Source organism: Leptolyngbya sp. DQ-M1 (genome assembly GCF_039962505.1).
GTDB lineage: Bacteria > Cyanobacteriota > Cyanobacteriia > Leptolyngbyales > Leptolyngbyaceae > Leptolyngbya.
The window spans coordinates 863170-877755 of record NZ_JAMPLJ010000001.1 but is presented as its reverse complement, the minus strand read 5'-3'; the positions used below and the strand labels follow the sequence as shown (position 1 = coordinate 877755).

Annotated in this window: 12 protein-coding genes; 11 read left to right on the top strand and 1 reads right to left on the bottom strand. The window is 49.8% G+C overall.

Annotated features, from left to right (window positions below; translation table 11 throughout):
• The first annotated feature begins 258 nt into the window (after nt 1-258).
• Together NC981_RS04265 and NC981_RS04260 are read left to right on the top strand one after the other, a co-directional pair.
• Complete coding sequence (locus NC981_RS04265; protein WP_348241662.1) at nt 259-786, top strand: LuxR C-terminal-related transcriptional regulator; 528 nt, start codon at nt 259-261, stop codon at nt 784-786.
• Between the two features lie 299 nt (nt 787-1085).
• Nucleotides 1086-2408, top strand: coding sequence for an ATP-binding protein (locus tag NC981_RS04260; protein ID WP_348241661.1), 1323 nt, complete (start codon nt 1086-1088; stop codon nt 2406-2408).
• A 106-nt stretch (nt 2409-2514) separates the two neighbouring features.
• Here NC981_RS04260 and pdhA read toward each other — a convergent pair whose 3' ends face one another.
• Nucleotides 2515-3546 carry a pyruvate dehydrogenase (acetyl-transferring) E1 component subunit alpha gene (pdhA, locus tag NC981_RS04255; protein WP_190378808.1) on the bottom strand — a complete coding sequence of 344 codons (1032 nt, stop codon included), beginning with the start codon at nt 3544-3546 and terminating at the stop codon, nt 2515-2517.
• 165 nt (nt 3547-3711) lie between these two features.
• Between pdhA and NC981_RS04250 the strand changes: the two genes are divergently transcribed.
• The 9 genes from NC981_RS04250 to sigC all read left to right on the top strand — a co-directional run bounded on the left by NC981_RS04250 (nt 3712) and on the right by sigC (nt 14514).
• Nucleotides 3712-3900 carry a hypothetical protein gene (locus tag NC981_RS04250; RefSeq protein WP_348241660.1) on the top strand — a complete coding sequence of 63 codons (189 nt, stop codon included), beginning with the start codon at nt 3712-3714 and terminating at the stop codon, nt 3898-3900.
• A 3-nt stretch (nt 3901-3903) separates the two neighbouring features.
• Complete coding sequence (locus tag NC981_RS04245) at nt 3904-6006, top strand: IMS domain-containing protein (protein ID WP_348241659.1); 2103 nt, start codon at nt 3904-3906, stop codon at nt 6004-6006.
• 30 nt (nt 6007-6036) lie between these two features.
• Nucleotides 6037-7074 (top strand): AEC family transporter, encoded by a 1038-nt coding sequence (locus NC981_RS04240; RefSeq protein ID WP_348241658.1) that lies wholly within the window; start codon nt 6037-6039, stop codon nt 7072-7074.
• A gap of 79 nt (nt 7075-7153) precedes the next feature.
• Nucleotides 7154-7915, top strand: a complete 762-nt coding sequence (locus NC981_RS04235) for a response regulator transcription factor (protein ID WP_348241657.1) — start codon at nt 7154-7156, stop codon at nt 7913-7915.
• A 52-nt stretch (nt 7916-7967) separates the two neighbouring features.
• Complete coding sequence (locus tag NC981_RS04230) at nt 7968-9272, top strand: PAS domain-containing sensor histidine kinase (RefSeq protein ID WP_348241656.1); 1305 nt, start codon at nt 7968-7970, stop codon at nt 9270-9272.
• Nucleotides 9273-9448: 176 nt separating this feature from the next.
• Complete coding sequence (locus tag NC981_RS04225; protein ID WP_348241655.1) at nt 9449-10231, top strand: pseudouridine synthase; 783 nt, start codon at nt 9449-9451, stop codon at nt 10229-10231.
• Between the two features lie 5 nt (nt 10232-10236).
• Entirely contained in the window at nt 10237-11055 is an 819-nt protein-coding gene (locus tag NC981_RS04220) for a RodZ domain-containing protein (protein WP_348241654.1), read from the top strand.
• Between the two features lie 42 nt (nt 11056-11097).
• Nucleotides 11098-12936 carry a DNA/RNA helicase domain-containing protein gene (locus tag NC981_RS04215; protein WP_348241653.1) on the top strand — a complete coding sequence of 613 codons (1839 nt, stop codon included), beginning with the start codon at nt 11098-11100 and terminating at the stop codon, nt 12934-12936.
• 342 nt (nt 12937-13278) lie between these two features.
• Nucleotides 13279-14514, top strand: coding sequence for an RNA polymerase sigma factor SigC (gene sigC, locus NC981_RS04210; RefSeq protein WP_348241652.1), 1236 nt, complete (start codon nt 13279-13281; stop codon nt 14512-14514).
• Nucleotides 14515-14586: the final 72 nt, after the last annotated feature.

The following is a 14586-nucleotide window of genomic DNA, read 5'->3' as shown; positions in this document are numbered from 1 at the left end:
ATATTTAGCGCTTCAATCACAGTCAGGGAGATTACGAATACTTCCATTTTCTGATGAATTCAGGCTTGCCGAAATAACGTTTTATAACCTTAAAGTCCTAACCTTTTCATACGGACGCTCGCCGTTCTCTGGCGTATCTTCAGGAGTATCAAGTTGAGTGCATAAAACGAATGCCCTAACCGTACTCATCTTTATCGGAACTCAGCCAGCCTGATTCCTTTGTCTCTTACCACTCATTCGCCCCTGAAGATGATGAATATGCCTCTTAATACCCCTAATGATTTCCTGTTGTCCGTATTAGAAGGTTTAGTAGACGGTATTTTGATTGTGAGTCAGCAAGGTCAATTGCTCTTTGCAAACACACCCGGAGCCGAGATTTGCCAAAAACTCAGTCCCCATCAGCAATATCCTGCTGAGGTCTGGCGTTCCTGCGAAGCGTTAATCGAAAGTCGTCAATGGTACGGCGCTCGTCCACTCTTGATCGAGTCCGAGCTACAGACAGAAAATCACCAAACCTATCGTATCTGCGTTCAGTGGCTGCAATTAGAACAGCCTTGCTTGCTGGTTCGCTTAGAAGACCAACAGCGATCGCTGCAAAGTCTCGCGGTGACAGAAGCCAAAAAATTCGGTCTCACGCCGCGTGAAGCCGAGGTCTGGTTTCTCAAACGCTGCAACTTATCGCGAAAAGAAATTGCAGCGCAGCTATTTATCACGATCGACACCGTGAAAAAACACCTAGGAAATATTCAACTGAAGCGTCAGGCAAACTCGGAAAGCTGGTGCTAAACATCAAGATTAGGACGACCAAAGCTCCGATTTTCTACACGATCGGGGCTTTTTTTTTATTGGCTTAATTCTTTAGAACTTTTTTATAGACTTAATTCCAAAGATGTCTAAAGATGAATGTGAAAATCTGCATCATTGACTTACAGTTTTAGTAAATTTAGCTCTTGACATCTTTTCTAATAATTCCATTTTTAAATCTCAACTCCTAACAGAGGTAGATGCTTGCCTGCTAAAAACCTCAGACAATTCTACTGACATCTGCCCGCCCCCTTGATTGAAACTTGCCCCTGTGTCGAACTATGGAAACGGATTTAACAAGCGAGTATATTCAAACTGTGCAGCAACGCACCCAGACGTTGTATCAAACTACACAGACTGCCGCTCATGAAAGCCCGCACTTGATGCTAGGGTGCTTAGAGGAGTTACAGTCCGCTTTAGAGGAACTGCACGTTGCGGAAGAAGAACTCAGACAGCAAAATAAGTCCTTGTTATCGGCTCAGCGCACGATCGAAGCCGAACGGCAACGCTATCAAGAACTATTTGAATTCGCGCCTGATGCTTACGTCGTTACAGATCTCTACGGCACTGTACTCGAAGCCAATCGAGCCGCGATCGAATTGTTCAATGTCCCTTATCGCCATCTGATCCAAAACTCTCTCGTTTCCTTTGTCCACAAAGAGCAGCGATCCGCTTTTCGAGGGCTGCTGAGTCAACTTCTCACGATTCATCGCGTTCAGGAGTGGGAAGTGACGATGTGTGGACAAGACACGCATTCTATCGATAGTGCCATTACTGTTGAAACGGTGCGCGATTTTCAAGGAAAAGCGATCGCGCTTCGCTGGCTAATTCGCGACGTTACTGCCCGCAAACAGAGCGAAGCACAACTGCACAAATTACAACTGCAAAACCTTGAACTCACGGAAATCGATCGCCTAAAAGACCAGTTCATGGCAACGATTTCGCACGAGTTACGCACCCCCATGAATGCGATTTTGGGCTTTTCCCATCTGTTGCTGAAGCGTGTCTCCACAATGGAGGATAGCACCCTAGCCTGCATGGCCGATCGCATTGTTTGCAACAGTCAGCACCTGCTTACTTTGATCGAAGAACTCTTAGACTTCTCGAAACTGAAAGCGAAAAAACTGCAATTGCGAATGACTGAGCTTGATCTGCTTAAAGTTGCAGACGAAACTGCACAAGAATTACGCCATTTTGCGGAGCAAAAAGGAATTGCACTCAATTTGGACAGCGCTCAACAGGCTTTACCGATCGTCAGCGATCCCGTGCGATTGCGGCAGATTATGACCAATTTGCTCTCGAACGCGATTAAATTCACTGAAGCAGGACAAGTCACGCTAGGAGTGTGGGGACTCCCCGCAGGACGAGTGCTAATCGTGGTTCAAGATACAGGCATCGGAATTGATCCGGCGGATCAAGAACGAATTTTCCAAGAGTTTTGGCAAGTCAACCAAACTTCGACCCGCCTGAACGGGGGTACTGGATTGGGGCTTGCGATCGTCCGATCCCTGGTGGAACTGATGCAGGGGAGTCTTTCGATCGAGAGCCAGGTCGGTCGGGGTACAACCTTTCGGATCGAATTACCGCGTCAATTGAAATATTAAGCATTCACCCAAAAAGATAGAGACGCAATTGATTGCGTCTCTATCCGTTGTGCAACACCGACAATCAAACGCATTCACCTAATGATTGAATGCGACAAAACCTCGATTAATCCTCTGCAAAAATGTACTTATACAGTTCACTCGGATCAGGTTCAGGGCTTTCTAATCCAAATTTCACCGCATCTTCGACCAAGGCTTGCACTTTCTTCTCAATATCCTTGAGTTCGCTCTGCTTCACTAGATTTTGCTCAATCAAGTACGACGAGAATTTCTTCAAGGGATCGCGTGCTAGCCATGCTTCTTTTTCTTCTTTCGATCGCAGTTCATCGGGATCAGCGAGCGAATGCCCCCGGAAGCGATAGGTTAAGCACTCGATTAAAGTCGGGCCTTCACCTGCTCTCGCTCGTTTTACGGCTTCTTGGGCAACGCCGCGAACGGCTAACACATCCATTCCGTCCACTTCGTACCCCGGCATCCCGAAAACGCTCGCTTTCTTGTAGATCTCGGTTTGAGAACTTGCTCGATCGTGCGCCATGCCGATCGCCCACTTGTTATTCTCAACCACGAAAATAATCGGCAGCTTCCACAGTGCCGCCATGTTCAAGCACTCAAAAAACTGTCCATTATTCGTAGTGCCATCCCCAAAGAAGCAAGCCGTTACCTGATCGGCGCTTTCGTCACCCATCACTTCGCGACGATACTTCGACTGAAACGCCGCTCCCGTCGCTACCGGAATCCCTTCCCCGATAAACGCAAACCCACCGAGTAAGCGATGCTCTGCTGAGAATAAGTGCATCGACCCGCCGCGACCCTTGCTGCATCCGGTCGCCTTGCCGAACAATTCCGCCATCACTTCACGGGCTGGAACCCCACAGCTCAGCGCATGAACGTGGTCGCGATAAGTGCTACAGACATAATCCTCGCCTGGACGCATCGCCCGAATCACGCCCGTTGAAACCGCTTCTTGACCGTTATATAAGTGTACAAATCCGAACATTTTGCCGCGATAGTACATTTCGGCACACTTATCTTCAAAGAAGCGCCCCAACACCATATCCTCATACAGCATTAACCCTTCCTCGCGGGTCACTTGCGCGGGGACGGTTTGAAATGCCGGAAATGCTCTTTCTTGAACCATGAGAATCAATTAACCTCGCTGCAATAACCCCAGATCGAAAAAGTGAATGCGAAACCTGCGTAAAGAATCGCGCGCTATTCTGAATAATCTAATCTAAAATACCTTCCTGACGTATCAAAGATCAAATGTAGCAAACCGGAAACCGCAACAGATGCACTGCACAAGATGGATAAACTTCAAGATTTATTTACCTTGTTGGGGTTCTATCCATTTGCAAATCCTTTTATTGTTAGGATTACAGTTTCTAAGTTACGCCCACCGACGCTGCTGACTTCGCACCGACAAGGTATGATGTCTGTCAATTCGATCGTCACTCTCGATCTTCCTTACCTCGATCTACTGCTGGGGACGTGAACTGTGCGTATACCGCTCGACTATTACCGGATTTTAGGTCTACCGATGCAAGCAACGGCAGACCAGTTGAAGCAAGCTCATCGCGATCGCACGTTACAGTTGCCCCGCCGTGAGTATTCTGAAGCGGCGATCGCCACTCGCCGAGATTTGCTCGATCAAGCGTATGCTTTGCTCGCTGACCCAGCTCAACGTAAATCAATTGATGAGAAACTGCTGAGCCTTCAATACGAGGAAGATGCAGATGCCGCAACGATCGAACTTGACGATCAGCATTTGATCGGAGCGTTATTAATTCTGCAAGAGTTAGGCGAATACGAATTAGTTCTGAAGATTGGGCGACCTTATCTCAGTAGTGGAACCTCCTCGATTCGGGATGGTCGATTTGGTGATCCCCGCATTGTGCTGTCAGATATTGTTCTGACGATCGCGCTTGCCTGTTTAGAACTCGGTCGCGAGCAGTGGCAGCAAGGACAGTATGAAAATGCAGCAGAGGCGCTAGAAACGGGGCAGGAACTGCTTCTGCGAGAGGGATTGTTTGCGGGGGTACGGGGCGAAATTCAAGCGGATTTATTTAAGCTGCGTCCTTACCGAATTCTAGAACTACTGGCAGCGCCGAATGAAGAGAGCGGCGATCGTCAACAGGGCTTGCGATTGCTCAAAGATATGCTGCGTGAGCGGAGTGGCATTGATGGCACAGGCAATGATCAGTCTGGCTTAAGCGTTGATGATTTTTTGCGGTTTATTCAGCAGTTGCGGGGATATTTAACCGCAGCAGAGCAGCAGGCTTTGTTTGAAGAAGAGTCTCGTCGTCCGTCAGCCGTCGCTACTTATCTTGCAGTCTACGCTCTGTTGGCGCGAGGATTCGCAGATCATCAGCCTGCGCTGATTCGTCGAGCAAAATTGTTGTTATTCCGGCTCGGCAGTCGGCAAGATGTCCATCTTGAACAATCGGTTTGCGCTCTGTTGCTCGGACAAACCGAGGAAGCTAGCCGCGTGCTTGAACTATCGCAGGAGTACGAGCCGCTGGCGTTTATTCGCGAAAACTCCCAAGGCGCACCGGATCTTCTACCGGGATTGTGTCTCTATTCTGAGCGCTGGCTACAAGAAGAAGTTTTTCCTCATTTTCGGGATTTGGCGAAACGAGAAGCATTACTCAAAGATTACTTTGCCGATGAGCAGGTTCAAGCTTACTTAGAAGAACTGCCTGCGGACGGGGAATGGGTTACAGACTGGTCAATGGCCGAGCAGGGACTGGTGCATCATGAGTTAAATTACGGCTCGACGATCGCTCCCTCTCGCAATGGACGCACGACTCCAGTCGAGGAGAACATCGGTGGCTATCGCTCGGCAACCGCTACATTAACCACAGGTGTTGCAGAAGCTTCCGTTTCAGAACGCTCCCCAAGAAGCAGCACCAATAGTGGGGAGTCAGCGCTTCCTCGATCGTCGCGCAGTGGTCGCAACGGGCGCGACCGCTCTGCCTCCTCTCGCTATCACGCGCCGGATCAAAATGTGCCTAGAGCAAAAGCACCGAGAGAAAATCGCCGATCGCGCTGGATTGTGCTACTTCTAGGAGTCGCGCTTGCGATGGGACTAGGCTTTTTGATGATTCGGGCACTCAGAGCGCTAATGAATCCATCGGCTCAAACGGCAAGTGAAGCGCTTCCCGTGCAGCTTGATCAACCGATCGTCAACTTACAGCCTGCTTCTCAACCCGTCACCCTTTCAGGCAATCTCGACCAAAGTCTCGCCCAGAGAGTGGTAGAAACCTGGCTTGATGCAAAGAAAGCGGCAATGGGAAAAAACTACGACGGCTCAAAACTGGCTCAGGTGCTAGTTGATCCGAAGCTTACAGAATGGCAGCAGAACATCGAAGAAACGAAGCGTGAGAACTTATACATCGAATACGACCACGCAGTTAAAGTGCAAGGCGTTGAAGTCAGTCCAACCGACCCAAATCAGGCGACCGTAAAAGCAACCGTGACTGAGGTGCGGAAATATTTTGCCGGAAATAACCCTGGTGACGTACAGACCGATCGAGATATGTCGGTGCGCTACACCTTAGTACGCCAAGACAATCAGTGGCGAATCAAAGACTGGCAGTAATTTTGGGTTAAAAATGTCCGTCCCAATTAAATGCGCTATTTGCGGGATCGATCCGTTACGATAGTGCAGGGAGTAGCGCCCGATGGTGGCAAGGGCATGATCGCAAGTTTGGTTCACGCTTACACCCCCTTAATCTTCTGGACTGGGGTGGGTGCTTTATTATTTCGATTTTTGCCTCTATCGTTTCCACGATTTTTAGGGCGGAGCTTATATTGGGTGGGCGTACCGTGGCAAATCTTTTCCCTGGTACGAGAAACTGACTTCTCGACACATGTCGGCATTGCGCCTGCGGTGACGATCGCGACGTTGGGGACAGGACTGACGCTTGCCTGGATCACATTGCAGCTTTTAGTTTGGCTCAGAACTGAAGCAAAGCCAGCTTGGTTGGGTGCGATCGAAAGCTGGTTGCCGCCGATGGATCGGGCTGCTCAAGGAACGTTTGTGATTGCTTCGACGATCGGAAACACAGGCTTTGTCGGTCTAGGGTTAATTCCTGCGTTGATTAGCACTGGGGATCTGAGCTGGGCAGTGTTCTACAGCGTCACCCAGAACTTGATTGGGACGTATGGTATTGGTGTTCTAGTAGCGAGCCATTATGGTCGCGCAGAAGCTCAAAGCACAATCTGGACGCTGCTGCGAGATATTCTTACGGTTCCGACGCTCTGGGCATTTGCTGCTGCGTATTTCACTCAGTCGATCGCCTTTCCGGCGTGGGGTGAAACGATCGTGCATTCCTCGCTTGTCTTTGTCATTCCCGCCTCATTTCTGCTGATGGGAATGCGCCTGATTCAACTCAACGGCATCGCCAGCCTAAAAACAGCTACAATTCCGGTACTGCTCAAAGCACTGATTTTGCCGAGCTTAGTCGCGATCGCGGTCGCTATTCTGGGACTAAATTACGATGCTCGTCTGTCTTTGACGATCATGGCAGGAGTCCCCAGTGCGTTTGCGAGCTTGATTCTGGCTGAGGAGTACAATCTAGACCACGATTTGGCAGCGAGTAGTATTGCTTTGAGTACGATCGCGATTTTGGCGACCATTCCAGTTTGGTTACTGATTAGTCATTAAATCTTGAGAAACTGTATAAACCCATACGGTGATCTGGATCAATGGTAGAATCTTGCCGACAAGTCGAGACGCACTTTTTATGCAGACAACGCTCCTGACTGACGCTACAACTGTCGCACCCAAACTTTCCATCAGACGAATTCTGCTTGTCGATGATGAAGAGACGATTCGCGACACGATCGCGCTCACCTTGTCCGACGAAGGATATGAAGTGGTCACTGCTACTGATGGTCGCCAAGCCCTAGAAATTCTGCAAACGGCTCTAAGCCAAGACTCCGACAAATCATCTATGCCAGATTTGATCATCCTGGATCTGATGCTGCCCTATGTGAATGGATTAGATATTTGTCGTTGGATGCGGCGCGAAGGAAGCAGCGTCCCGATTTTGATACTCAGCGCCAAGGCGAGTGAAACCGATCGCGTCGTTGGACTAGAGGTGGGAGCTGATGATTATCTCACCAAGCCGTTTGGGATGCGCGAATTGGTTGCTCGCTGCCGTGCCTTGCTGCGCCGTCATCAGCAGTTCCAGCCTGCTCAATCGAGTCCCACTCTGCAATTTCAGGATGTCACGATTTACTCACAAGAATGCCGGGTGACGGTTCGAGGCGAAGTCGTGAACTTCTCACCGAAAGAATTCAAGCTGTTGGAGCTTTTCCTGAGGCATCCGAAGCGCGTTTGGTCACGGGATCAACTGTTAGAGAAAATTTGGGGACACGATTTTGTGGGCGAAAGTAAAACGGTGGATGTTCACATTCGCTGGCTACGGGAAAAGCTAGAGCTTGATCCAAGTAATCCTCAGTATTTGGTGACTGTCCGGGGTTTTGGCTATCGATTCGGCTAAGCTTAGAGGAGAGAGAAGCCATCTCCTACCGCCCTTTAGCCGCGTTTTGCCTGTGTCTGTTCTTTGGTTTCTGGCTGGACTCGCGATCGGGATTCTTCCTTTCACGGTGTATCGGGGGCAACTCACTGCCCGTATTCATCGCCTGACCAAAAATCTACCTCCCGATGAAGCAGAGATTGACTTGTCGGTCACCTCTCGCTTATCGATGATGATCTCTCATCATCAGGCGCAAATTGAGCAATTAGAACGCACGCTCGAAGAATGGAAGCAGATTCTCAGCTTGTCGCCGATCGGCTATCTGCAAGTTGATGACGAAAATCAACTGACTTGGTGCAATCCCGCTGCCGTTCAAATGCTAGGCATTCATCAAAGCGATGATTATGCGCCTCGGCTGCTCTTAGAGCTGGTGCGATCCTACGAACTCGACTCATTGATTGAAAAGGCCCGCGATCGCAATCAACTCCATCAGCGCGAATGGATGTTTTATCCGATTTCCGCAGATGCAGAAGATCTGTCGCAGGCGCGATCCACGCCGATTCGCGGGCTTGCCTTTCCGCTCTCCAAGGGTGAAGTCGGCGTTTTTCTAGAAAATCGTCAAGAAGCAGTCAACTTAGTCCAACAGCGTGACCGCTGGACATCCGATGTTGCCCACGAACTCAGAACGCCCCTGACCTCGATTCGCCTCGTCGCTGAAACCCTACAAGCCCGCTTAGATCCTACGAATCGGGCTTGGATCGATCGCTTACTGAATGAAACCATTCGCCTCAGTCGATTAGTGCAAGATCTCCTTGATCTGAGCCAGTTAGACCTAAATCCGACTCAACGGCTGCGATTAACCTCGATCGATCTGGTCAAACTGATTTATTCTGCCTGGGAAAGCTTAGAACCGCTTGCCTGCGAAAAACAAGTGCAACTGCACTACAGCGGCTTAGAATCTGTGAAGCTCCGAGCCGATGAAGCCCGTATGTATCGCGTCTTTCTCAACTTGCTTGATAACAGCCTCAAATACAGCCCCGTTCAGGGCATCGTCCGCGTTGAGACAACGCTGCAAGAGCAGTCAAAGCCCCGACTTCAGGTCGATATCATTGATGCAGGCGAAGGATTCCCCGAAGAGGCGATCGCGCACATCTTTGATCGCTTTTACCGCGCTGATCCATCGCGGGTACGCCCAACTCAGAGCCAAGCAGCGACCCAATTGACCAGTGGTAGCGGGTTAGGTCTAGCAATCGTGCGTCAAATTGTGGAGGCACATCATGGAACAGTTCGCGCCCAAAATCATCCTGACGGTGGTGCATGGCTGCAACTGGTTCTACCTTGTGAAAGCTCTACGACAAGGGTGAAGTCTCACTCTTCATGAATACTTATCACTCCCTGAGAGCGGATATGAATTCCGAATGAGGCAGTCTTTCCGACATTTTACGGAATCCAGACTCATGTAATATTTGTACATATTGATAGATAGACAATTTGATAGATAAACAATTGTCACAGTTTCCTCCGAAACCCACCGTTTTTCAGGCTTTAGGCTGCGCTATGCCCGAAAGAGTACAAAAAATTCTTTCACAATGGGGAATCGCCTCGCGTCGGCAGGCGGAACAGATGATCTTGGACGGGCGCGTCAAGCTGAATGGCGTAGTTGCTGAGTTGGGTCAAAAGGCTGATCCCGCCTGCGATCGCGTTGAAGTTGATGGACAGGTGATTCAAGCCACCGAGCGTCCGCAACTGATTTATTTGCTGCTGAACAAGCCAGCAGGGATCATCTCAACCTGCGATGATCCTCACGATCGGCGAACTGTTCTTGAGCTTTTACCAAAATCATTGCGGCAAGGACAAGGACTTCATCCGATCGGGCGATTAGATGTAGAATCAACCGGGGCGATATTGTTGACGAACGATGGCGAGTTAACCCACTATTTAACTCACCCCCGCCATCACATTCCTAAAACTTACGAGGTTTGGGTCAATGGAGAAGTCTCGCGCTCTGTTCTACAACACTGGCGCGAAGGGGTTATGTTGGATCACCGAAAAACCCTACCTGCTTCTGTTGAGGTTCTACGCCGTACTCCGTCTAGTACGTTATTGCGTATAATTCTTCGTGAAGGAAGAAATCGTCAAATTCGCCGAGTCGCCGAACAGTTGGGGCACCCTGTGCTTCAGCTACACCGGAGCGCGATCGGAGACATTCAACTCCACCCATCAGGCAAGCCCGCTTTAGCGGCGGGCCAGTATCGACCATTAGAAGACTTTGAAATTCGTGTATTGAAGCAGGGAATGAACCCACCCTTAGAGAAGTTGCCAGCACAGACGAAGGAGTAGCGCAGATGAAAAAGCAAACCCTCCCAACCAATCGAGAGCAAGCAGAGCGGCTGGCAGAGTTAGGTAATCGACTCCGCGATCGTCGCGAAGCTCAAGGCATCTCACTCGAAACCGTGGCGGGAACCACTTGTATTCAGCCGCGCTTGTTGAGAGCGATTGAGCAAGGAAAAATTGAAGAACTGCCAGAGCCCGTTTATATCCATAGCTTTATTCGCCAATATGCGGGCGCGATCGGGCTGAACGGCGTAGAGTTTGCCAGCGAGTTTCCGACGACTGGTTTTGTCGTGCAGCCGATGCGGACATCTTGGCGATCGCTACCGGGAGCACAGTTGCGCCCCATTCATTTGTACTTAATCTACATGGCGCTGATTGTCGGCGCAGTGAATGGGTTGTCCTATTTTCTCAATCGCTCCGCTCAGACTTCGATCGCTGCCATTGAAATGCAGCAACCGCCTGCATTGGTTGCGCCAATGGGCCCAACCCCCCCAAGGCAGCAACCGAGCTTCAAGACAGACTGGAAACACGAAGCTCCGACCTCCACTGCTAACAAGCCTGTTCGTGTTGGTGTAACGCTCACCGAGGAGTCTTGGGTGCGCGTGATGGCAGACAGCAAGGTGGAATATGAAGGACAACTGCCGAAGGGCGCTCAGCGGACTTGGACGGCTGATCGGCAAGTCGTGGTGCGGGCTGGAAATGCGGGCGGTGTGATTGTGACGTTTAACGAAAGCCAAGCCAAACCGCTGGGTCAACCTGGAGAAATTGAAGAGATGTCTTTTCCTCCTGAGCCAAGAATGGCAAAGCTGACAATCGATGAATTACGGTAATAAACTGGGGGCGTGAACCGCCCCTTTGTTTTTGTGTGCTGTATGTCGTGTATCCATTCAGGCTGGCTTGGATCGATCGCTGCGTTTCTCGCCTGTCCTACCGCCAGTTGGCTAGAAACGCTAGCGACGAATTATCAAACGTTATACCACCAGCAGCCCGCAGGAACGCAGCGGCAAGCGTGGGACGAATGTGGCGAAATTCTGCGATCGCAGCTTGAGCCGCTCCTGAATACTCGTCCTGATAGTAAGTCTTGGACATTGATATTCGAGTATGAGTTGCCTGGAGAAGGTGGGCGGCGACCGGATCTGGTGCTGCTGGGAGCGGGGCAGATCCTTGTTTTTGAGTTCAAACAGAAATCAGCCCTTTCAACGGCTGATTTGGATCAAGTCGCTGCTTATAGGCGGGATCTTGCCGAGTATCATCAAGCATCAGCTAACAATCCTGTCACTGCAATTCTGATTCCGACTCGCTACACAAAAGAGAATACAACTCGCAATGCAGTTCAAGTTCTAAATCCAACGCAAATTTCAACCTACTTAGAAACGCTAGTCGAAATACAACCGGAAATTGATGCGGATCGCTGGGTTAATTCATCTTATGAACCGCTCCCAACGGTGATTGATGCGGCGCGGCGGATCTTTCAGCAAGAACCGCTGCCTAGTATTAAACGCGCGCAAAGCGCAAAGATTCCCGAAATTTTGGACTATCTGGCTCAAATTGTCGATCGCGCTTCTCGGCAAAAAGAGCGGCACTTAATTTTGATCACAGGGGTTCCGGGAGCCGGAAAGACGCTCGTAGGATTGCAGTTTGTGTATCAGACGGAGCGCGATCGTCCAGCCATATTTTTATCCGGCAACCGTCCCTTAATTACAGTTCTCCAATATGCGCTTCAAAGTAAAGCCCTTGTGCGGGAGATTCGTAATTTTTACCTCCAGCACGAAGTGCGTCGTCAAACGGCGGCGCGAGAACATATTGTCGTTTTTGATGAGGCTCAGCGAGCTTGGGATGCCGATCGTATGTCCGAAAAATACGGCATTACCCGTGCGGCTCCGGGTGCAGTTTTGCGAATCTGTGAGCGAGTTCCTGATTGGTGTGTGTTGCTTGGCTTAATTGGTGAAGGGCAAACGATTCATGTGGGCGAGGAGGGTGGAATTGAGCAGTGGGATCAGGGCTTAAAGAGTGCGATCGAGCCTTGGCAGGTTCATTGTTCTACTGAGCAAGCGAAATATTTCGAGACGACAACCTACACCAATGATTTATTAAATCTCACCACTTCTTTGCGATCGCATCTCGCTAAGCACCTTCAAACCTGGGTTACTCATGTTCTCAATGGCGAAATTAATCAAGCCAAATTAGTGATGTCTTTGTTAGCTTCAGAAGGATTTGATTGTTATCTCACTCGCGATCTTGAAACCGCAAAAAACTATTGTCGATCGCGTTACAAAGATCAATCAGATAAGCGTTATGGTTTAGTTGCCTCTTCACGATCGCGCAACTTAGTCAAATACGGAATTAGAAACGACTACATTTCAACTCAAAAACTCAATCTCGGCGCTTGGTATATCGATTCGACCGACTCGGAAACATCTTGCTGTGCGTTCGATCGCGTGGTTACAGAATTTAGCTGCCAAGGCTTAGAACTTGATTTTCCTATTGTTGGTTGGGGTGACGATCTGATCTGGAGCAATGGCGCTTGGATGATGACTAAATCCCAAAAAAACGTTCGCAATCCGCTGCAACTCCGAATCAATAGTTATCGAGTTTTACTCACACGCGGGCGAGACGGATTTATTATTTTCGTGCCCGAAGAAGCCAAAATGGACAGCACGTTTGAAGCCCTACGATCGTCCGGATTAGTCGCGCTTGACACTGAAGCATGAAGTCAATGAGTTCAAACTTTACAAATGACCGCCAGTGATATTAGGCAAAACACACTCTGATCTCTATCACGGCAGACGCTTTGACACTTGACTATGCTGAGGGAAATCGCTTTTGTACAAAACTTTACCTGCATAAATTCCGAATTCCAGCCCTACTTCCCTGTATTAAGGCAGTAGAAGCTTCACGCGAAGCCCTTTCTGATATCGCATACCTTTAGCGTTTCAGCTTCCGTGGTTTCAACGTTTCCTGGAACTCCCGACCCTGTTCCTGAGTCCCAGACTACGGGAACAATAGTGAAGCAACCGACCGAACGATTTCCACATAGCGCACAAAGGAACATGATGCCAGCACCTTCTTTCTACGCTGATGCAGAATTTGATCCCTCCATCCTGGAGCCTTCGCCGACCTCGCCAGAGTTCGATCCGAATGCAGATTTGACTGAACTCGAAACCGAACTAGCAGGACAAGCTAGACTGTACGGCGCTGGACGGAAGACGACCGACCTGGTGAGACTTTACCTACAGGAAATCGGGCGCTATCCCTTGCTCGGACGCGATGAAGAAGTGTCTGAAGCGCAGAGAGTGCAGCGCTATATGAAACTTCTGGAACAGCGCAACGATGCTGCTGCCAAAGGCAGCGCCCCCATTCGTCAATATGTGGAGTTGATCGATGTCCGCGATCGATTGGTTTCGACGCTGACGCACCGCCCCTCCCTGGAACGGTGGGCTACCGAAGCCAAGATCGACGTTGCAGACTTGAAGCCGATGTTAGCGGCAGGCAAGCAGCACTGGGCAAAAGTGGTAGATCTCACGGTCGCCGAACTCGATCAGATACTCAACCAGGGGCTTGCAGCCAAGACGCATATGATTAATGCGAACTTGCGCCTAGTAGTCTCTGTTGCCAAAAAATATCAAAATCGCGGCTTAGAACTGCTTGACCTGATTCAAGAGGGTACACTGGGGCTAGAGCGAGCGGTGGAAAAATTTGACCCGACGAAAGGCTACCGATTCAGCACCTATGCGTATTGGTGGATTCGTCAAGGAATTACCCGCGCGATCGCAACTCAAAGCCGCACTATCCGGCTCCCCGTTCATATCACTGAAAAGCTCAACAAAATCAAGAAAGCTCAACGCAAAATTTCGCAAGAAAAAGGGCGTACTGCGACGATCGAAGACATTGCAGTGGAGCTAGAAATGTCGCCGCCTCAAGTGCGAGAAGTCCTGCTCAAAGTGCCGCGCTCCGTATCGCTCGAAACTAAAGTTGGCAAAGAGCGCGATACCGAACTAGGCGATCTGCTCGAAACGGAAGAAGTTACGCCCGAAGAAACCTTGATGCGCGAATCGTTGAGACGCGATTTGCTGCAACTTCTAGCGGATCTAACGACTCGTGAGCGAGATGTAATTCAGATGCGGTTTGGCTTGGGTAGCGATGGGCAACCCTACTCGTTAGCAGAGATCGGACGCGCTTTGGAATTGTCCAGAGAGCGGGTTCGACAGATTGAAGCAAAAGCGCTGCAAAAACTTCGGCAACCGAAGCGCCGCAATCGAGTGCGTGATTATCTTGAATCGCTCAGCTAAAGGGCTTAACCCCTAACAGTTGCAGAATATTCTCAATTAGGCGAACTTATTGCAAGTCGCCTCTTTTTTTTG

What these genes read in the sequence shown, in the direction of transcription:
- sigC (WP_348241652.1), top strand. Translation starts at nt 13,279, where the DNA reads ATGCCAGCACCTTCTTTCTACGCTGATGCAGAATTTGATCCCTCCATC.
- NC981_RS04265 (WP_348241662.1), top strand. Translation starts at nt 259, where the DNA reads ATGCCTCTTAATACCCCTAATGATTTCCTGTTGTCCGTATTAGAAGGT.
- NC981_RS04220 (WP_348241654.1), top strand. Translation starts at nt 10,237, where the DNA reads ATGAAAAAGCAAACCCTCCCAACCAATCGAGAGCAAGCAGAGCGGCTG.
- NC981_RS04260 (WP_348241661.1), top strand. Translation starts at nt 1,086, where the DNA reads ATGGAAACGGATTTAACAAGCGAGTATATTCAAACTGTGCAGCAACGC.
- NC981_RS04240 (WP_348241658.1), top strand. Translation starts at nt 6,037, where the DNA reads ATGCGCTATTTGCGGGATCGATCCGTTACGATAGTGCAGGGAGTAGCG.
- NC981_RS04250 (WP_348241660.1), top strand. Translation starts at nt 3,712, where the DNA reads ATGGATAAACTTCAAGATTTATTTACCTTGTTGGGGTTCTATCCATTT.
- NC981_RS04225 (WP_348241655.1), top strand. Translation starts at nt 9,449, where the DNA reads ATGCCCGAAAGAGTACAAAAAATTCTTTCACAATGGGGAATCGCCTCG.
- NC981_RS04215 (WP_348241653.1), top strand. Translation starts at nt 11,098, where the DNA reads ATGTCGTGTATCCATTCAGGCTGGCTTGGATCGATCGCTGCGTTTCTC.
- NC981_RS04235 (WP_348241657.1), top strand. Translation starts at nt 7,154, where the DNA reads ATGCAGACAACGCTCCTGACTGACGCTACAACTGTCGCACCCAAACTT.
- pdhA (WP_190378808.1), bottom strand. Translation starts at nt 3,546, where the DNA reads ATGGTTCAAGAAAGAGCATTTCCGGCATTTCAAACCGTCCCCGCGCAA.